This is a genomic window from Lutispora saccharofermentans (genome assembly GCF_024363565.1).
Lineage (GTDB): Bacteria > Bacillota > Clostridia > Lutisporales > Lutisporaceae > Lutispora > Lutispora saccharofermentans.
In genome coordinates this window covers 78,869-98,717 of record NZ_JAJEKE010000018.1, presented here as the reverse complement: position 1 = coordinate 98,717, position 19,849 = coordinate 78,869, and the positions used below count along the sequence as shown (strand labels likewise).

The 19,849-nt window shown below is 38.1% G+C and carries 15 protein-coding genes; all 15 read right to left on the bottom strand.

Annotation, left to right across the window (positions count from 1 at the left end; all coding sequences use genetic code 11):
- Nucleotides 1–144 precede the first annotated feature (144 nt).
- On the bottom strand, nucleotides 145–1,218 hold the full coding sequence (buk, locus tag LJD61_RS16730) for a butyrate kinase (protein ID WP_255228692.1): 1,074 nt from the start codon (nucleotides 1,216–1,218) through the stop codon (nucleotides 145–147).
- A gap of 21 nt (nucleotides 1,219–1,239) precedes the next feature.
- Nucleotides 1,240–2,142, bottom strand: coding sequence for a bifunctional enoyl-CoA hydratase/phosphate acetyltransferase (locus tag LJD61_RS16725; protein ID WP_255228691.1), 903 nt, complete (start codon nucleotides 2,140–2,142; stop codon nucleotides 1,240–1,242).
- Nucleotides 2,139–2,681, bottom strand: coding sequence for a 2-oxoacid:acceptor oxidoreductase family protein (locus LJD61_RS16720; protein WP_255228690.1), 543 nt, complete (start codon nucleotides 2,679–2,681; stop codon nucleotides 2,139–2,141). Before LJD61_RS16720 ends, LJD61_RS16725 begins: the two co-directional genes overlap by 4 nt.
- Complete coding sequence (locus tag LJD61_RS16715; RefSeq protein WP_255228688.1) at nucleotides 2,682–3,428, bottom strand: thiamine pyrophosphate-dependent enzyme; 747 nt, start codon at nucleotides 3,426–3,428, stop codon at nucleotides 2,682–2,684.
- A 1-nt stretch (nucleotide 3,429) separates the two neighbouring features.
- The gene (gene vorB, locus LJD61_RS16710) at nucleotides 3,430–4,506 is read right to left on the bottom strand and encodes a 3-methyl-2-oxobutanoate dehydrogenase subunit VorB (protein ID WP_255228687.1); all 1,077 of its coding nucleotides are present in this window, start codon (nucleotides 4,504–4,506) and stop codon (nucleotides 3,430–3,432) included.
- An 11-nt stretch (nucleotides 4,507–4,517) separates the two neighbouring features.
- Nucleotides 4,518–4,721, bottom strand: coding sequence for a 4Fe-4S dicluster domain-containing protein (locus tag LJD61_RS16705; RefSeq protein ID WP_255228686.1), 204 nt, complete (start codon nucleotides 4,719–4,721; stop codon nucleotides 4,518–4,520).
- Between the two features lie 19 nt (nucleotides 4,722–4,740).
- A complete protein-coding gene (locus LJD61_RS16700; RefSeq protein WP_255228685.1) occupies nucleotides 4,741–5,385 on the bottom strand; it encodes a nucleoside/nucleotide kinase family protein in 645 nt (214 codons plus the stop codon).
- Nucleotides 5,385–6,560 carry a pyridoxal phosphate-dependent aminotransferase gene (locus tag LJD61_RS16695; RefSeq protein ID WP_255228684.1) on the bottom strand — a complete coding sequence of 392 codons (1,176 nt, stop codon included), beginning with the start codon at nucleotides 6,558–6,560 and terminating at the stop codon, nucleotides 5,385–5,387. The genes LJD61_RS16700 and LJD61_RS16695 overlap by 1 nt, the downstream gene beginning before the upstream one ends.
- Before the next feature lie 164 nt (nucleotides 6,561–6,724).
- Nucleotides 6,725–7,339, bottom strand: coding sequence for a GntR family transcriptional regulator (locus LJD61_RS16690; RefSeq protein WP_255228683.1), 615 nt, complete (start codon nucleotides 7,337–7,339; stop codon nucleotides 6,725–6,727).
- Nucleotides 7,340–7,997: 658 nt separating this feature from the next.
- Nucleotides 7,998–10,769, bottom strand: a complete 2,772-nt coding sequence (locus tag LJD61_RS16685; protein ID WP_255228682.1) for a phospholipase D-like domain-containing anti-phage protein — start codon at nucleotides 10,767–10,769, stop codon at nucleotides 7,998–8,000.
- A gap of 77 nt (nucleotides 10,770–10,846) precedes the next feature.
- Nucleotides 10,847–13,723, bottom strand: a complete 2,877-nt coding sequence (locus tag LJD61_RS16680; RefSeq protein WP_255228681.1) for an anti-phage-associated DUF1156 domain-containing protein — start codon at nucleotides 13,721–13,723, stop codon at nucleotides 10,847–10,849.
- Nucleotides 13,724–13,735: 12 nt separating this feature from the next.
- Nucleotides 13,736–14,284, bottom strand: a complete 549-nt coding sequence (locus LJD61_RS16675; RefSeq protein ID WP_255228680.1) for a DUF3780 domain-containing protein — start codon at nucleotides 14,282–14,284, stop codon at nucleotides 13,736–13,738.
- Complete coding sequence (locus LJD61_RS16670; RefSeq protein WP_255228679.1) at nucleotides 14,281–17,400, bottom strand: DUF499 domain-containing protein; 3,120 nt, start codon at nucleotides 17,398–17,400, stop codon at nucleotides 14,281–14,283. Before LJD61_RS16670 ends, LJD61_RS16675 begins: the two co-directional genes overlap by 4 nt.
- Nucleotides 17,401–17,899: 499 nt before the next feature.
- Nucleotides 17,900–18,577: a DUF4276 family protein gene (locus tag LJD61_RS16665; protein WP_255228678.1), complete on the bottom strand. Its 678-nt coding sequence runs from the start codon at nucleotides 18,575–18,577 to the stop codon at nucleotides 17,900–17,902.
- Entirely contained in the window at nucleotides 18,574–19,695 is a 1,122-nt protein-coding gene (locus tag LJD61_RS16660) for an AAA family ATPase (RefSeq protein ID WP_255228677.1), read from the bottom strand. The genes LJD61_RS16665 and LJD61_RS16660 overlap by 4 nt, the downstream gene beginning before the upstream one ends.
- Nucleotides 19,696–19,849 lie beyond the last annotated feature (154 nt).

Below are 19,849 nucleotides of genomic sequence, written 5' to 3'. Positions count from 1 at the left end.
TCCCTCCTAATACAATATAGTGTCAGCGTTTTACAAAACGCAGAGAATGTTTATATATCTAGATTTCTTATAATTTTTAACTTAGGTTTCCTCCGTCAAAACAGGAGGAAACCCTTATAAATAAACAAAGCTCATTTGCCGGTCTTACTTATACTCTCTTGCTTTTTCTTCACCTCTGACCACACGTAAGCCTCCTAATGCCAGGGATTCAAGCTCGTTTTCTCCCGGAACGATTGTGATAGGAGCTATAAACGAAACATAATCTTTAATCCAATCTGTCATCATCCTCGAATGAGCAATTCCACCGGTTATTATAACTTCATCAATCTTTCCCTTAGCAACAACATTTAATTCTCCGATCCCTTTGGCAATTTGATATGCCATTGCTTGGTATATCAATTTTGCCTCCTCGTCTCCCGCTTTAATCCGTTTCTCCACCTCAACGGCATTATTTGTCCCTAAATAAGAAACAAGTCCGCCTTTGCCCCGCAGCATTTTTCTCATGGTATTATAATCATATTTCCCGGAATAGCATAACTCTATCAATCTTCTGCATGGAACTCTGCCAGCTCTCTCCGGAGAAAAGGGCCCTTCATCATCGGAGATGATATCGATCATTTTCCCTTTTTTATGTAAACTTATAGTTATTCCTCCACCTAAATGAGCAATAATATAGTTTACATTTTCATATCTGGTATGATTTTCTGCCGCCACTTTTCTTGCTACAGCTTTTGTATTTAATGCATGGGTCAGGCTATCCCTCGTGATTGCTTCCATCCCTGATATCTTGGCGATCTCGGATAATTCATCGGTTGAAACTCCATCATAAATGATAACGGGTATTCCCAGGGGGTCTGCAATATTCTTTCCTATCAAAGCTGCAAGATTGGAAGCATGCTCTGCTAATGCTCCTGACTTTATTACCTTAATCATTTCATCATTTACATAGACTGCTCCCGCATCTATCGGCGGAAGTGTCCCTCCACGGGCTACAATGATGGACAATTGGCCTCTGTCAATATCATTTTCTTCTAAGCAATCTAAAACAGCGTCTCTTCTCATTTCAAACTGCTCTAGCATTTTACTATATTTTGAAAGCTCCTCTGCGGAATGCTCTATACCTTTACATAATATTTCCGATTCATTCTTATAAACACCTATCTTGGTTGAGGTTGACCCAGGGTTGATTACCAAAATTAATTTATCTTCTTCGTTCATATCCTACCCTCCCTCATTTTCTTATTTCCCAATCAGTGCAGCCAATGCCAATGACATATATTTATCATCCGCAGTAGCTGAGCGGGACGTAATTACAATAGGAGCCTTTGCCCCCACAATAATACCCGCTGTCCTTGCATTCCCCGAGTACAACAGGGACTTTGCCAGCAAATTGCCTGCTACTATATCCGGCACCAGCATAATATCGGCATCACCGGCAACAGGGCTGTCATAGTCCTTGATGCGGGCTGCCTCTTCACTGACTGCCAGATCATAAGATATAGGGCCTTCTACAATGCAATGGGGCAATTCGCCATTTCTATTCATTTGCTTTAACATATCCGCTTCCACCGTTTCTTGCATCTTTTGATTCACATGTTCCACCGCTGCCATTACAGCTACTTTGGGGCAGTCTATGCCCAATCGCCTGAATGTATCCACCGCATTTTCCAAGATAGCCCGCTTTTGATCCAGATCCGGATATGTGTTAAGCCCTACATCAGTTATGGCAAAAATCTTGTGATATGTGGGGACCTCCATAAAAGCAAGCAAAGACATTGGTTTCCCCAGGCGCAGATTGCTTTCTTTGCTGAGCAAAACCTTCATCATCGCTCCTGTTTTGATTTTGCCTTTCATGATTCCCTGTACCATGCCTGAATTTACAAGCTCTGCAGCCTTTTGCGCACATTCTGCCGGATCGCCTATATCCATAATTTCCATGCCTTCCGCACTCTTGTTTAATCCTTGAAGCAACTTAATTATTTTTTCACGTTCTCCCAATAAAACAGGTATTAATATTTGATTAGTATAGGCATCCATAACTGCTTCAATGGTATGCTCATCCTGTGCGCAGGCCACTGCAACTTTACGCTTTTCCGTCCTGTCCTTTAATCTGCTTTTTATTTCTTCAAAAGATTTTATCATGATAAAGCAACCACCTGTTCCATACCTGCCTTAAAGGCCTGCTTATTCATTTCCAAAAATTCTACTTTCTTACCCAGCTTAAACTTGATCATTTCCAGCATCTCTTCTTCCGTCAATATCCCCACTACTTTTATATAAGCGCCGATAACGACGATATTAGCTACCTTAGGCGATCCAATCTTGTATGCAATATTATCAGAGTCAATAGCACACAAGCGGATATCTTTACGATCAATATTTGAATTGCACAAAGTACTGTTGATTAAGATCATTCCTCCGGGCTTTACGGTATCCACGAATTTATCTAAGGAAGGCTGATTGAGTGCTATCAATACATCGACTTGTTTTGATACCGGCGCACCTATTTCATCATCAGAGATGGTTACGGTGCAGCTGGCTGTACCGCCCCTTTGCTCGGGTCCGTATTTAGGCAAAAATAATGCATTCTTCCCGGCTGCACAAGATGCGTAACCCAAAAGCTGCCCTATAACCATTACACCCTGCCCGCCGAAACCTGCAATTGTAATCTTCTTTTCCATTTACTTTTCCTCCTCACAGACTCTGAATTCTCCAAGCGGAAACTCCTTCATGGTATTATTGCGCATCCACTCCAATGATTTTTCAGGTGTCATTCCCCAATTGGTGGGACAATTTGAAAGGAGTTCAATAAATGAAAAGCCTTTGTTATCCAGTTGCAATTGAAATGCCTTTTTTAATCCTTTTTTTGCTTTTGTAATATTTGCAACTGAATCTAAAGCAAATCTGGCAATATATTTTGGAGCTTTTAATTGATTTAAAATTTCACACATATGCATAGGATAGCCCACATCGGCCGGATCTCTTCCGTTGATTGCCGTAGAGGCTTTCTGCCCTACCAAAGTGGTTGGTGCCAGCTGTCCGCCGGTCATACCATAGGTACTATTGCTGACAAAAACAGTGCAAATATTTTCACCACGATTGGCAGCATGCATTATTTCAGACATACCGATTGCAGCCAAATCACCGTCTCCCTGGTATGTAAATACAAATCTATCCGGTGCGGATCTTTTAACGCCGGTTGCAACTGCCGGAGGCCTTCCATGGGCTGCAACAACTACATCCATATTAAAATGGAACATTCCCATAGTACCGCAGCCAATGGCGAGAACTGCTACTGCTTTTTCCCTTAAACCTAATTCTTCAATTGTTTCTGCAATCAATTTTGTTGCAACGCCGTGAAGGCATCCGGGACAATAGCCGGTAGGTCTCTTGATCAATGTTTCCGGTCTTTTATAAATTGCTTCCATCCTACTTCCCCTCCTCGTTAATAGCTTTTAATATTCCATCCACAACATCTTCATTGGTCATGATCACTCCGCCTGAGCGTCCTACTTCTTTTATTTCTATTTGATTTGATACGCCTATCTTTACGTCATCCACCATCTGTGCCGGAATAGACATTTCTACGTCAAAAATACATTTGACTTTCTTGCTGTCTAATTTTTGAAAGGATGAATAGCAAAATGGATATAGTGTAATAGGCCTGATCATACCGATTTTTATACCTTTTCTCCTTAATTCCTGAATTGCGGTTTTGCAAATCCTTGCACTGGTTCCATAAGATGCGATCACATATTCTGCGTCTTCTATCATATATTCTTCTATCTTGCCTTCTGTCTTTTTCCATCCTTCATACATCTCTTTTAATCTGATGTTCAAATTTTCCTCATACTCAGGTTCATTTAAGCAAGACGTAACAACCATTGTATCCGTGCTGGCGGGATTTAGGTATTTTGAACCCCATCCTGCATACTTAATCCTGTTAGGTGTTTTTTGCTCTGGAAGGATCACAGGCTCCATCATTGAGCCGATGCAGCCATCCATCAATACCAAAACCGGATTATGATATTTTTCTGCACATTCAAAAGCATAATATGTTAGGTCAACGGCCTCTTGAATATTGGCAGGAGCAAATACCAAAGCCCGGAATCCTCCATGGCCCAATGCTTTAGTCGCCTGGAGATAATCAGCTTGTGCCGGCTGTATAGCGCCAAGTCCTGGGCCACCTCTGGATACATTTACAATAACTGCCGGAAGCTGTGCGCCTGCACAATTGGAAATGCCCTCAGCTTTCAAACTGATTCCTATGCCGGAGGAAGATGTCATGGCTAAAGTTCCTACGGATGCTGAACCATAAACCATATTTATCGCAGCAACTTCACTCTCTGCTTGTACAAAAGCTCCGCCTACTTGAGGCAGGCGTTTAGACATATACTCCGGGATTTCATTTTGCGGTGTAATGGGATAGCCTGCAAAAAATCTGCATCCCGCTCTTATGGCTGCCTCTGCTACCGCTTCATTCCCCTTTAAAAATTGTTTTTCCATTTTTTCATCTCCTATTTATATATTTCTATTGCACCTTCAGGACACATCACACTGCATGCCTTGCAGCCTATGCATTCTTTTCCTTTTCCTTGCGCTACATAACGGTATCCTTTTTTATTGCTTTCAGTTCCAATTTCCAAAACATTTTTCTTGCAGGCCAGTACGCATAAATTGCAGCCTTTGCAATACTCACTATTAATCTTTAACTGTGCCATTTTTTCATCTCCATCCTTATTAAAGCTTTATATATGGTGTTATTTTTAAAATTTTTGCTTCTGCTTTTTGGGACACCTCATCATACAACCAGTCCGGCACGCATAAAAATGCTATAGGAATATTTACTTTTTCAGAAAGCCCTTGTATGATTTTGCTGCCGTTTATCACCTCATCCAGGCTGGTATACATCCCATAATTAGGATTGCTTATAAGCTGCAGCTTGCTTACACCTGCCGACAGCTTTATCTCTTCAATGCTAATTTTCAAATCATTTTCGCCTTTTACAAAAGGCCTGTAGCAATTAATCATAAAATAGACTGCCGTATCATCTTGGTTGATATAACCGCTATATTGGCCCATGGTAATAGCTCCTGCCGCGTTTCCCCCTACGTCAAAAACGATGACATTACTTTCATCCTCTAAAATTTCACGAACTGCATGGGGTACCACAGGCGCATCCAAAAGCTGCTCCCCTGAGTGGACAATGATATGATTCTTCTCCAAAAACTGTTTTAATTCACGGGAACGAAATACTGATTTCGTTTGGTCCATGTCAAAAAAATGAACCGGATTCTCTTTATCCCGGGAAAGTTTCAAGGCAAAATGAATTGCTACCTCCGACTTCCCGCTTCCCGCCATTCCAAGAAAAACATATTTTCTCATTATCTTAACTTGCTCATGGCAGCTTTAATTTTTTCTACGGCTTCTACAATATTTTCATAGGAAGTAGCATAAGATAATCGTACAAAGCCCTCTCCTGTTTCTCCGAAAACAGAACCCGGGATTGTTGCTACCCCAGCCTCTTCTAATAGGAATTGGGAAAATTTTTCAGAACTCATACCTGTTTGCTTTATATTTAAAAACAGATAAAAGGCACCTTCCGGTTTTAAACATGATAATTTATCGATTTGATTTAATTTTTCATAGAGGTAATCTCTTCTGCGCTTATACTCTAAACGCATCTTTTCACAAATGCTTTTGTCCTGGCGCAAAGCCTCAACAGCTGCATATTGCACAAAATTAGCGGCTCCTGCTGTCATTAGAAAGCTCATTCTGATCATAGGCTCAATATATTGTTTTGGCGCTGCAATATATCCCAGTCTCCATCCCGTCATAGCAAAATATTTTGAAAAACCATTCATAAGTATGGTCTTGTCTTTCATCCCCGGCAAAGAAGCAAAACTTACAGCACGCTTTCCATCATATGTAAGCTGTTCATATATCTCATCCGCAACAATAATGATATTTTTATCTTTAACAAGCTCTGCTACTTTTTTTAATGTTTCTTCTGTCAATATAGAACCGATTGGATTATTGGGACTAATTAAAACAAGAATTTTAGTTTTTTCCGTAATCAAACCTTCTAATTCTTTTATGTCAATTTGAAAATTATTTTCTTCTTTAAGGCTATATTTTTTCACAATAGCTCCAGCAACATTGGGTATGGTCAAATAGCTGTTATATCCGGGGTTAGGTAAAATCACTTCATCTCCTTCATCTAGAAAGCACATCAATGATAAGAAAATTCCTTGAGCCACGCCGGTTGTAACCATAATTTCATCCAAAGAATAATGAATTTGGTTTTCTTTCTCCAGTTTTTCCGAAATGACGGCTCTCAAAGGCTCAATCCCATTAATTGGTGCGTACTTGGTCTTGCCTTCATCAATAGCTCTTTTGCAAGCATCTTTTATGTGCTGCGGAGTGTCAAAGTCAGGTTCACCCATAGTAAATTTTATGATATGCTTCCCCTGCTTTTCCAACTCGGTACAATAAGTTGCAATCTCGCGTATTCTTGACAAAGGCGCATTTTCCATTCGTTTTGCCTGTTTGACAAACATTTTTCTCCCTCCTATTTTGTTATCAATCGTATAATTGCTAACAATCTATTGTTTAGCTTACAATACTATATTTTTAATCATAAGTCAACAGGCAATTTTAAATTTTCTGCTAAATCAAAAAATAAAAAAAATAACCATTTGCATGGTTATCTTAAAAAATCAGTTTAAAATGGCAGATTTTTGTGCCGCAGTACAACTTCTTTCATTGCCCAGTCAACATCTTTATTTTCAATGGCCTTGACTAAATCCCCCATGATACTGTAGCCTTCAATATGATCTTCTATCTTTGTAGCAGACATTTGTATGATTACATCAATATAGTCATTATACATATTTAAAATATTTACGATATGCTCATACCCGCTGATATCATAAAAGTACTTATATAGCCTATTAAGCTCCGAAAATGAATCCTCAAGCATTCCATTCTCAGCAAAAACTTTCATTCTGCTTACAATTTTTTTCATATGCTCAATGTTTTCCGATGTGGCAACTTCTATTACTTTGTTAATGATTACTTGCTCCAACGCTTGGCGAATTAATGCAATCTCTGTCAGCACTTCTGTAGATACTCCCACAACAACAAAACCGCAATTTCTAATATGCTGAGCCAAATGTTCTCTCTCAAGCATTTGAAAGGCCTCTTTCACATGCAATCGGCTTGCATTATATTCCTTCGCTGTGCTGGTTTCGACAAGTCGATCACCCTTCTTCAGCTTGCCGGAAATAATTTGCTTCTTCAGATCTTGATAGATTTTTATTGTATTATCATTCTTCATCTTATCCTACACCTTAATTATTTGCTAAAATTTAAACACATTATATCATTATTTACAAATATATGCAAAACATTTGCATATATCCGTGTGGTAATAGGCACTTATTATTCCCCTCTAACAATAAAATAATCAGCACACATAGGAAATCGCATAAATGCAGAATTGAATAGATTGGATACCTTTTATATATAAAATATCAGTTCGAGCAATCGCCGAATGTTGAGCTAGATAGCCCAACATTTAGAGATTCTTGCTGTCTACTTCATTGAAGTAATGTAATATTGTATTTACATAGTTTATTGAATCCTTTATTGTTCTCTCAAAATAGTTACCGCTACGGATATCTACTAAGCTACTTAGGCATTGTTCATTATATGTGTGGACCCATTTGCAAACATAAGCATATGATTTATGCAGATTTTTAGCTATTTCAAGACTTGGGATACCATCCAGGTTTGCAGAATAACAAAGATTCCCATATCAAGCACTGCATCTTTATGCCCTTAATATAGATTTCAGGCACTTTATATGTGCAATGTTTTTGATTTATCTCAAGTTTTTTCTGAAGAGTCACTTCCAAAGTTACTCTTTTACTTTTACACAAACACTTTACCTTCAAAAATCCCCTCTCATGAGCATTTTATAAAAATTCTTATAACTAAATGTTCCACCAACCCTTTAGCAATTCCTTCAGCTTTTCACTCTTGTCCAACACAAAAGTGCAAGCCTGCCAATCTTCTGTTTTGGGAATATTCTCTTCATATTTTATTTCAAAAGGATTCTTTTTAGGCACCTTATTTATTGCTTCCTCAGCTCTCTTTTCATCATTAAGTGCCATAGCAATCCAAACATCTTCTAAAACCTCGGGAATCTGTCCGAACATATCATGAATACTTCTTAGCCTGTCTGACAGCTTTTTATGAACTTTGTCTTCAACGGAATCTTTGTATCGCATGTTATATATCAATATTTTGCTGCTAATTTGGCCTATACGTTGAATACGCCCTTTTCTTTGTTCCAATCTAGTGGGGTTCCATGGCAGGTCAAGATTTATAAGTGTAGATAGGGTCTGAAGGTTCAATCCTTCTGAAGCAGCATCCGTCCCTACCAAAATTTTTATTTCATGATTTTTTACAGCCTTTTTTATATTTTCCTTAGTTTCTTTTATAAATCTTCCTTTTTCAAATATTCCGGATTTATCTCCACCTGCATACAAACCTATCTTCATGTCCTTAATCTCACTAGATAGCATATTAGCAACATACTTTACACTGTCATAATACTGAGAGAAAATTATACAACCTTTATCTTTCCATGGTCCTTCATCTCTAACTCCGTTTTGAAGGATACTTAATACCCTTTCATATTTAGGGTCCGTATCCTTATTATATTTGAGAACCTTTATAAGCTTTTCCAAGCATTCAATTTCCTCTTTGGTAAGTTCTTTTATCTCGCTTCGTTCTTCTTCGTTGTCTTCGTCATCCTCATCAAATATATCATTATATAAATCCTTCAACCTTTCTTTGCCTTCTGCAGTCCATGATAGCATTTTCTTTGCGGTATTTTCTCCAGCAAGCATGGTGCTTCCAATTCTTTTAAGCATCAATGTAGACATAAATCCTCCGCCTTTTACTCTAGAGGAAAGCAAACTACAAAACTCTTCCGCAATGGTATATGCCTGAAATAAATAACCCATAAGCTCCAATGCTTCTTCATCATTTTCACCAAATAGCTCCACATCTATCTTTTCAAGATAATACTCGCCGGTTTCTGGATTGATAGTTTCTTCCAAAAACTTTCTTGTTCTTCGAATGATAAAACGAATATATGGGTTATGATTTTTAATAAAATTATCATCAAAATATAATTCTTTAATCTTCTGTTTTTGAGATAGCCGCAATTCCCCGTACATACTTTGTGGCAATACAGCTGTATCATCACTTATATCCAATTGATTGCGGATAATTTCAATTCTTCGGTTATTTTCACTTTTTTGAGGAAATGGATTTCTTACTATTTCCCACATTTCTGATTCCGTCGATGGGATATCTACATTTCCCGAAATATAGTCGAGAGCTGTCTGAGGTCTTTTTCTCCAAATGCTATACTTATCTCCCAGCACCTTATCAGCTTCATTGGGAAGTGCCAGAGTATTGATCAAATCAAAAGCTTCAATGGGATACATCTGTACAGGAGTGGCAGTAGCTAGGAGCAGGCTTTTGGTCTGAAAAGTTATCTCGTTTAGGAAGGCCAGAAGATTATTGGGCTGTGCCTTATACATATCTGGATCTTTCTGAGGATGCTCCCGCCTTGCCCTATGGGCTTCATCAAGTATGATACATTCATATCTGATTTGCTTTAATAACTCTGCCGCCTCTGACTTTCTAACAATAAGCCCTTGGGATACGATACCTACCCTTCTTGGACATTTCAAAATGCTTCTTGTACCATCTGCAGGGTATTCAAATCCATTCTCATCAGCCCAACTTTTTCCAGTCCACACTGCGCTGGGCATATCCAACAAGGTCTTGAGCTCATCCTGCCACTGACAGGTAAGAGTTTTAGGCACAATGACCAAAATTGGCTTGTCCCCGTACAAAGCCATGAGCTTTGCAGACATAGCAAGTTGGATGGTTTTACCCAATCCTACCGCATCTGCTAGCAAAAACCTGGCTCCACCTTTCTTTTTATGCTCACGGAAAGCAAGCTCAACAAAGTATTTCTGATGCTCCCATAGGCCAAAATCTCTGCGATAAACAGGCTCCTCCACAGCTACTGCAGGTACAACTTCGCCACTATCTTCACGCCAGTCTTTAAGGGGTATAACAACTCGCCTGGATATTCTATCGATATCGGATATAATGAAATCGCAGAGATTTACCGCATAAGGGCTATTCCAGAAGAAATCAAACTCTTCCTGAACCCAGTCCACCGCTTCCTGACTGTCATCTTCCCACAGCATCTCGTAGTTTACAGTGTAGGCCCTTTTTGTTTCATTAATGCTGCCTATAAAAGAGGTTTTGCTGCCATCCTTATAGGTTATAATCCCTGCTTTTCCATGCATCAAGCCATAAATTTCATCTGGTATAACCTTTATCTCCAGCTTTTTTGCAGATAATAGTTGGTATAGCTTCTTGAGCCTAGAAGATGAATTCTCATCTGCATATTTTTCTTCAGGCAAATATTCGCACCATTCCTGCTTCATTTTAATATTGGCATAGGAAGCAGCTTTAACGTCTTCAACGTTCAGCCCCGAATTGCATATTATTCTTACTTTATCATCAATATTTTCTATGCTTTCACCGGCAACCTCAAGTATTGATGAACAAAAATAGCCTGCTATCCTGTCATAGCTTAAAGCATTCTTGAGCTTTTCATTTAAAAAGGCTTGACTGAGCTTGCTCCGTCTGGAAGAATATCTCTTTATCATAGCAATGCACAATTCATAGTGCAATATGAATTATGCCCTATGAATTTTCACTCCTTTTTCTATTTTGACTCCGTCTATTATATATGATCATTATCTACCAGTATATGTAAATGATCTGCCATATCAGCGCTCTCTGTCCAATGAGGCATATTATCTATATCTTTGGTGCCTTTCAAAAACTGAAGCAACTGCTTTATCATATCTCTGCTTCCCCAATAATCAGGAACTTGATTTTTAACATAGGATAGTCCTTTCTCGGGCATACCATCTTCTTTTATCCCGATATGGATAGCAGCTAAGACTATGCGAAGTAAGGACTTTTCAAAGTCCGCAATTTCGCCCACTGTTCTCATGGAAAATTCGGTTGGTGTTTTAAGCCTTGCGGTATTAGCTTTCTCATTTGCCATAAGCTGCTTATAGGAGCCAATAGAGAAGCCCCTTGCATACTCTTGATAGGTTGATATTTGATAGTTGTTATGCTTCTCTGCTTCTAATCCTTTAATATAAAAGCGCTCTGCCGGCAAAAGATCCTTCCATAATATGCTGTCAAAGCCTGCGGGTATGATACAGTCATATGCTATCTTTTTTGCATTCTCTATTATCTGCACAACTTGGGAATTATCAGGATCCTTAATAGCCAAATCCAGCTCATAATCCAAATCAAGCTCCCCAATTTTTTTGTATGCTGTGAGAACCTTCAAAGAGGCTGCATAAGCTGCCAAGACGTAATCTGGATCTGAGAAGTTTGGTTCTTCCATGTCCTCTAAATCCTGCATAGATTGTATCTGTGCCCTGACCTCGGATTTTATGTCCACATTTATTTCATCCAAATAGGCTGTGGCGTCTCCTGTTTGTTTTCTCAGAACAAGCAAAACAGTGCCCTTCACATAATTGCCGTCTTTCAATCCTCCGCTTTCCGTTTCAGTAGCTATATTCCAAGCGGCGGTAACTTTAAGCCCTGATTTCCACATAATCAATGCAAGCTGTGCCCATACACTGGGATCCGAATGAGTGAACATCACTACCTGCATACCATCGTCATACATATGCTCTGCCAGATTAGTATATATCTCTATCATGCTCTGGGAGAAATGCTCGTCCCCTTTTACGGCAAGAATCCTCTTGCTGTCGGTATACCATTCCGGGAAAGTCTCTTGCAAAAGCTTCTTATCCCAGGCAAGGAAGAATTCTGATAACTCGTGATAATTTACTGCATCAGCGTATGGAGGGTCGGTAATCCAAAAGTGACAAGTGCCATTTACAACTCTTGCATCTATTAACTTTATATCCGCATTGTTATTAATTTCATAATCATTAATATTATAAAACCAACATGTATTCAATGATAACATACCCCTTGAAAGTCCATTAAATAATGTATTTAGCGCTTGATTGTAGTATGTTTCTGCACCTTTTTCATTTGCACCATCGCTAATCCAACGACACAATCTTGAATTCCAATTCACCAATTTATTAATTCCCAATATTGCTACTGTTTTTTGTTTTCTAGATATCGCACATTCCTTTGAAAACTCAACAAACCGACTGATAGTTAATAACTGTCTCGGATTGAACAGGTGATTCCAGTGTGACCAACCACGATTTCTAATTAATTCATCTGTTTTCATCCCACTCTCAATTTCCATGCTTGGTACCAAGCCTTGCTCCTGCCAGGCAATTATATTCTCGGCTACAATCTGGTTTACCTTTTTTTCATTCTTCAAATCTCTTTCATTGGGATGCCTGTAATATCTTTGCCCATCTTGTCTTTCATATTTAATAGCATAAAGCCTTTCGCTGAAGATATCGTCTTCTCGAAAATCAGATTCTGTTTTCTCCCATCTTCTCAAGCCATATACGGTATTTCCACTTTCATCTCTTCTATCTCTTCTAAGGGATGAGATAGGAGTTGTCTTTCCGCAAGTGGGACATACCAATTCGCTGTTTTTTATAGTGCCGGTCTTTTCCGCTTCTTTCATTTCAGCAGAATTGGCACCCATTTTTACTATGATATCGTATCCTTCTCTATTATCTATAAGCTTGGCAATAGTTTTGGTACCCTTACCTATAATCCAGCTGGGGGATAGAGGTACTTTTTTGCCGCATTCGGGACAATGGGCTTCTACACAGTAGAGATAAGAAACTGCTCTGTCACCATGTTCATTATGCTCTATACCAAGCTTTGTTATTTCTTTATCTACCCTATCAAAGACATCCTTCTGAAATTTTTTGATTTCTTCCAATTCTTCCTTACTTGCTCCACAGATGTTTATAGCCGCCCAAGTAAGAAGTCCTGCCACAGGGTTTAGGTCGCTGGCATAAGTATCACAACCCATACGTGCTGCTTCAAAGGGTATGCTTCCTCCGCCGCAGAAGCAATCTCCAACTACTACATTCCTTCCAAATCTTTTTATTGACAATTGCTCTACTAAATCCTGAAGATTCTTGGCAGAGGTCCCCAAATGATGATTTATCTCATTCCAAGCCTGTTCATCCAAGTTTTTTAATTGCTCAGGGCGGATGCACTTTACCAATTTCTCATCATATCCCATGGTATTAAAAATTATGAGCTCTATGTCTTTTTTCTTCACCCTGTTGTTTAGCTTAATCTTATCGTCGGTGATGTCAAACCACGCATCTATATGTGCTCGCAGTTTTTTACTCTTTACAGCTATTTCATACATTTCGGCCACTGTGAAGGATTTATCTTTTCTAAGCTCCAATCCTCTATTGTCCATGCTCATAACCTTTAGAAATATGTCCATATCCTTCTTTGGATTGCCGCTTGCCGGCATAAGGCAGCCTAATATAGCAGCCCTTACTAATACCAAAGGTTTTCTTCCCCACCACTTGCCAAGACCTGTAAGAGTCTGGCCGTTATTTGCTTTTCTTTCTTTATAGCTTTCTTTGCTCACTTTTGAAACGGGAAACTGTTTTTCTATAAATGAAATCATGACTTTGCTCCTTTACTCTTCAGTGTAAATATCAAAGAGGCTTATCTGAGGGTTTTCCTCAATAGGATTTTCGCAAAGGGCATACCTTAGTGCTATGCGCCAGCCTTTTTTGTCCTTTATATATCCCGTACTGGCATTGGTCATGGTATAGAGCCACCAGCGCTCCTCCGGCATAAGCCCCTTCCAATTCCTTATTGCTGTTGGTATTACGGAAGGGTCACTGTCCTCTATAGCCCAAAGCAATACCATCATCTCCTTGCCAAAGAGCTTCTCTACCGGTGTCCCTCCTATTACGAATCTGCCGGTCTTAATCTTCTCTTTTTTTAGCCTGGCATTAAATTCTGTAGCTAAATCAGCACTTATTTTTGACCATTTGTGTTTTGATAGCTCAATTCTCAGTATATCAGCCTTTTCAAGCTTTTGCTCTTCACCATCCGTCCAGCCAAAACGTTCATAGACCTGAACTTTCTCATTATTGGTGGGCGAAACTATAACATAAAAATGATTTGTGCTCAACTTAGGGTTTACCCCGAAGCCATAGGTTACATCTTTGTCGCTCATTGTTTTATCTTTCCTTCTTTTTGGATTATGGATATATCACATTTATTCATCTCTACCCAATTTTTAAATTGTAGTCCTGAGGTAAACAAAATAGTTTTATAATCAAATTCTACAGTAACATCTTTTCCGCTGAAAGCGGTTTCTCTGATCAGATCAATAGTAGCTTGTAGATTGTCAGCATCATAAGGAACCTTCGATGCGGAAAGTTCCATATAGTTTTCATTGTTGTCTTTTTCTGATATTACCACTGTAAAATGTCTGATAAAGATACCTTCAATCTTTTTTAACTTCTCAAATTCATTGTATGTTTCTTCTGTATCATGACATCTTTTAAGACCGTTTCGTTCAAATTCAAGGGGAAATTCATCTTTTATATTAAGCTTATATTCTGATTTTAATTCTGAAACAGCTATATCTTTTTCCTCTACAATTTTATCTTTGTACATCACAGCTGTTCGTACATATTTGCAGTTTTTAGGCAGAAGGATTTCGCCAAGATAAACACCGCCGTTTTCTTTGGGATTACTGCCATCTGTAGTATATTTTATTTCAAAATTCTTATGGGTTTGAAGCTCCAGAACATTACCGTTTACGCTTGTTCTTTGCTCATATTTCAATGGCACGGAGCACATAAATTGCTTTACATCTCCCGTAGGATGCTCATTACCGGTATCTATGCAGATGAAACTTATCAAAGGCTCCTTTGTTACAAATATGGAAGGGGCTTCAGCTGATGCCGATGTAGGTTCCGCTCCAATATCATAATAAACCTTGTCACCTCTCACCCCACGGATTTTTAGAGTAAATTCGCCTGTTTTATGATCATAGGCTGTCTGCTCCACAATTACGGAAGTGGGTTCTTTGGCAAAAGGGCCTTTGACCAAATATCCTCCGATCTCCCTCCATTTATCCTTCTTGAGGCAGTCTTTTTTCAGAGTCTCCAACTGATCCGGATGATACCACTGCCAAATGGTTTGGGTTGCAGCCCTCTCCTTTATTTGATTGAAAGTCATTTCTTTTTGGGTGAACAATCTATCCTCACATTTATTTCTCATCTGTTCCAAAAAATTATCATCAGACCTATAATCCTCAAACTTCATCTGACTTTGCAATACCTTAACTATTTGCTCTTCACCCTTAAAGGAATTCTCCTTGAATTCCAGCTTGAAATCCTCAGACACTATCCCGTTTTTTGTGGGGAAATATAATGTAATAAAAGTTTCCCTTATACTTTGGAGCAGTGCTTGAGTCACTTTATCCTTCTGAATATCTGCTTCCTTATACTGCTGGTCTGTTGCAGATACATGCTCCGCCTCCATATTGGCTATAATCTGCCTTATGGCTGTCAAACGCTTACTGTTTTGATACAGCTTTTCCATTACATTGCGCTGACCTGACAGAAACATGACCCTATTCTTATAGGGTGTACTGTCATAAAAGGACTTCAAGTCAGGATGAAGCTTATTCCCCGGATAAGGTTCAAAAATTACCAAGGATACCTTATTCATGTCAGGCTCTATTTCATCAATGGCAGGCAATACATAAAGCTGTTCGTAGCAATTCTTGTCCGATGGTTTGAAGTTTTCCTCAAGGAATTTTTTTAACTCTTTTTTTGCATTCTCATTGCTGTAGGATTCTACAAGGGTATTCATCTCAGCAACCATATTTTTTGTATTTTGAAAATATAATCTGCCCCTGTTATCCATCTTTAGGTACCAGCTCTGAGCCTTGATATCTTCTAAAGCTTTTTTATAATTGTTCAGTTCAACATTAGGCTCGCATAAGTATCCTAAAATTTCTGATTCTGTAAGTCCCATTAAGCCATGGGTTGCTTCACTGAGGGATGAAATCAATAACAATTTGGATACATCCTGGGCATAGGTGCTCTTTCCTGTCCCATCTTCGGCATCTATGGCTTCTGATACGGATTTCCCGCCTTCTGCAATGTCATGACTAATGGCAGATTCAAGTGATGCCTTAATTTGCTTTATTTGAGACAACATATTCCTATCATTAAGATTTATATCAAATACACGTATCAAATACTTTGACTCTGCATTTCTACTTTCATAAAATTGCCTTACAATTTGGCGCATCAATTTGATAAGTCCTCTGGTTTGCTGGAAATTTGGATTTTCTTTAAATCTTGCATATAAATCCTTTATAGATGGATGAAATGGGTATGAATCCTTTATTCCTAAGAAAGCCTTCTCACCTGTATAATTTGTAAGCCCTGTTTTATTAGCCCTTGTCAATGCATCTTTATATGCTATGGCTACTTGTAATACATCATTTGAGTTGCCAAAAGGATAGCTTTCAAATAATCTCTTCTTCAAGATATCATATATTTCATCTGAATTAAGAGCTACAGGCTCTATGTTTATGGCTGAACGGTTTGCTTCATTCTCCAAATCTTTGAAGCTGGACTGTAAAAGCTCACTTCCCGACTCATAGGTAGCCTTTAAATCCGAAAATACCAAACAGACATTAGAAAGCTGCTCTTTACCCAGTGCGGAAAATAAATTTGATAATGCCGTAATTGTAACTTTGCACAAATCCGAATTACCCACAGTAATAGACTTAGCATTTTCAAGGTATGGTGGTAATTCGTCAAATAATATCAATGTATTCTCTCCCTGAAGGAGTTTTATCCATGCACTTTCACCCGGCGCTTTGAGAGGTGTATATAAATCTTTGAAAACCTCTTTTTTCCCGAGCTGCTCTGCAACACTTCCCCATATACCGTAATCTGCGTCACTCTCTCTACCGGAGAAAGCAACAACTCTGATATTGCCAATATCATCGTATTCTCTACCCAATATTTTGCTGCGCCATTCTCTATTATTAGCAAGCAAAGCAAGAGCAAGCATATTATGCGTTTTCCCACCGCCCATGGCTTGGGTAAGCTTTATCACTCCTGTATCGAATTCGCTTTTGAATCTCTTAAATGCAGTATGTAACAGCAATTCCATTCCTTTTGTCTTGAAGTTTTCATTAAAAAACTTATCAATATCTATTCTATTCTCAATAAGATCACTGAGATTCAGCACATCATCTCTTGTTGTATCAATAAATACACTTGCTCTTGGTTTGCAAAGCTCAAATACAGTTTTCATAATACACCTCCAAAACCACTGTTTTAATACTTATATTTTTATAATATCATTGAATATGTGATATTTTAGGACTTCAAAATTTTGTATTAAGTCGCATTAGTATTTTATCTCTTTTATTACCATTTACCCAACAGCCAGTGCTTGATTCCTTATATGGCAATTTATTTACCTAATGAGCTGAGCAGAGATATTTTTATATTTTGAAATAATTTTTATGATGGCTTTTAGCTGCATTGCATTTTTCATATCAGTACCTCCATATAGAAACGAATTTTCTTTTCAACTCTGAGTATTTTAGCATACTCGTAAAGTATCTAATTCTTTTCTCCAATGGCTACACCGCTCCAAAGAGCGTAAATCTGATAAAGTGATGGAATTTTTGCTCAACAAGGTCAAATTATATATCCCCCTAAATCATCAATTCCCAATATTCTCACCGTCTTGCAATTATCTCTATCTGTAATCCAATCATCAGTATTAAACATTTCTAATATTCCATTTATTCTATATCTCTAATCCCACATATTTTATTGATCCAATCAGAAAAATGCCTGCATTTTCTCATAATTACATCTATACCTATAGCATCTGCAATTAAAGGACCTGCAGTAGATTTTAATTTTTCATAAGCTGGTATCTCTCTAATAATTCTCTTTGAAGGAGCATTGTATGCACTCTGATTTATATGTTCAGGTGAATCAAATCCTGAAACCAAATTATCCAGTCTTTCACATGCTTCTCTATCTTCAATGAAATATTCCATCATTTTCATTGGCTCTGATAACAAAACTGATTCAAATTCATGTAGTTGAATATATGGTATAAATTTGTGATAAGCTATATCGTCCTCAAATGCTCGTTCCAAGTTTGCTATCTTTACATAGGGATCAGGTTGAGTAGATACTTCACCTATTCCTGGAAAATTCTTAGGTATACCATATAGATCAAACATAGTCGTAATCCACGCATCCTTATCTTCTTTAGTCCATCGAATAATATCATTACGAATTTTCTCGTAATTATCTCCTCCACCTTTGAATATTTCCCCTCTTTTGCTTCCGGTTTTAACCCTTCGTGCATTTACTATAATACCTTTATTGGCAAAATAAGGCACCAGAGTTTGTCCAACAAATACTTCTTCAGTTTGACCTTCAACAACAATATTAACTCTAATCATTTTGAAGGCCTCCCTCCGATAATATTCTTTTCCCAGATATCACCCAATGTATATTCCTCCATCCACGTTTCAAGGCTACTTCTGTCTACTCGTGTAAATATTGATTCACCGCCTTTTTTATCAACTACAATTAAATCCTCAGGTTCTAATGTATTTACAAGGGTTACCGATTGTGTTGAAACTATTATCTGAGACTTGTCAGATGCTCCTTTGAGCAAATCAGATAAAATATTTATTGCAAATGGGTGAAGACCCAGCTCTGGCTCATCAATACATATCAAAGAAGGCAGCTTGGGCTGCTGCAGCAATGTGATAAGAGCTATCATACGGAGAGTCCCGTCGGATAGTTGATTTACATCAAATATCATTCCAGAATCACGATCTTTCCACCTCAAAAGAATTTGCTTCTCATTATATACATCAGGCTCTAATATAAAGTCATCAAAGAATGGAGCGACTAATCTGATTGTGTTTATAATTCTTTGATAATACAAAGGTTCAACTCTTTTCATTGCATATAAAAATGGTGCAAGATTGCCCGCATTGTCCCGCAGATACTGATTGTCTTCTATATATACTTTTTGTTTTATTGCCGCTTCATCGGAGGTATCATGAAACTGATAGAATCTCCATTGATTTATTATATTTCCTATTACTTTAGCTGTTTTGCAGAGTTTTTCATTTGTTATTGAACTGTAGTTTACAAGCAACGATTCTTTATGTCCCCCACCAAGAGTTCTTAATGGTGATTGAGTATCTCGTGATTTATTTGAAAAAGCCACCTGTTCATCGGCAAATATAAAAGTATCTCCAGCTACATGAACTATACGCATAAAATATATATTATTACCCGCATCAGTCTCAAAATAAAGTTCTGTCTCAATCTCCTTAGTGCTCTTGGAACCGCAAAACAGCAATTTATCAGCCCCACCATTTTTGCCAACAAAAAGTTGAAGATTATTACCGGTCATAAAGTTAAGCAATCTAATGAAAGATACAAAATTAGATTTGCCTGCTCCATTAGCGCCAATAAGAACATTTAAAGGCCTAAATTCAATATCAATATCTCTTATGGACTTATACCCTTTGAGAATTATCCTGTTCAGTTTATTCGCCATATTGGTTCCTCCTCATAAATAACTAGTTTCCCATTCTTTTTAATGCATTATCATAATACATGAGTATGCCTGAATTTTCTTATTTTAAACTTTCTAGCAATCTCTCACCGATATTGACAATATTTCAACAAGGTACTGCTTATTATCAACTATT

Bases quoted from the DNA above. Each gene is read 5' to 3' on its own strand.
- LJD61_RS16660 (WP_255228677.1), bottom strand. From the start codon at position 19,695: ATGGCGAATAAACTGAACAGGATAATTCTCAAAGGGTATAAGTCCATA.
- buk (WP_255228692.1), bottom strand. From the start codon at position 1,218: ATGAACGAAGAAGATAAATTAATTTTGGTAATCAACCCTGGGTCAACC.
- LJD61_RS16690 (WP_255228683.1), bottom strand. From the start codon at position 7,339: ATGAAGAATGATAATACAATAAAAATCTATCAAGATCTGAAGAAGCAA.
- LJD61_RS16725 (WP_255228691.1), bottom strand. From the start codon at position 2,142: ATGATAAAATCTTTTGAAGAAATAAAAAGCAGATTAAAGGACAGGACG.
- LJD61_RS16720 (WP_255228690.1), bottom strand. From the start codon at position 2,681: ATGGAAAAGAAGATTACAATTGCAGGTTTCGGCGGGCAGGGTGTAATG.
- LJD61_RS16670 (WP_255228679.1), bottom strand. From the start codon at position 17,400: ATGAAAACTGTATTTGAGCTTTGCAAACCAAGAGCAAGTGTATTTATT.
- LJD61_RS16695 (WP_255228684.1), bottom strand. From the start codon at position 6,560: ATGTTTGTCAAACAGGCAAAACGAATGGAAAATGCGCCTTTGTCAAGA.
- LJD61_RS16705 (WP_255228686.1), bottom strand. From the start codon at position 4,721: ATGGCACAGTTAAAGATTAATAGTGAGTATTGCAAAGGCTGCAATTTA.
- vorB (WP_255228687.1), bottom strand. From the start codon at position 4,506: ATGGAAAAACAATTTTTAAAGGGGAATGAAGCGGTAGCAGAGGCAGCC.
- LJD61_RS16700 (WP_255228685.1), bottom strand. From the start codon at position 5,385: ATGAGAAAATATGTTTTTCTTGGAATGGCGGGAAGCGGGAAGTCGGAG.
- LJD61_RS16665 (WP_255228678.1), bottom strand. From the start codon at position 18,577: ATGATTAGAGTTAATATTGTTGTTGAAGGTCAAACTGAAGAAGTATTT.
- LJD61_RS16685 (WP_255228682.1), bottom strand. From the start codon at position 10,769: ATGATAAAGAGATATTCTTCCAGACGGAGCAAGCTCAGTCAAGCCTTT.
- LJD61_RS16715 (WP_255228688.1), bottom strand. From the start codon at position 3,428: ATGGAAGCAATTTATAAAAGACCGGAAACATTGATCAAGAGACCTACC.
- LJD61_RS16675 (WP_255228680.1), bottom strand. From the start codon at position 14,284: ATGAGCGACAAAGATGTAACCTATGGCTTCGGGGTAAACCCTAAGTTG.
- LJD61_RS16680 (WP_255228681.1), bottom strand. From the start codon at position 13,723: ATGATTTCATTTATAGAAAAACAGTTTCCCGTTTCAAAAGTGAGCAAA.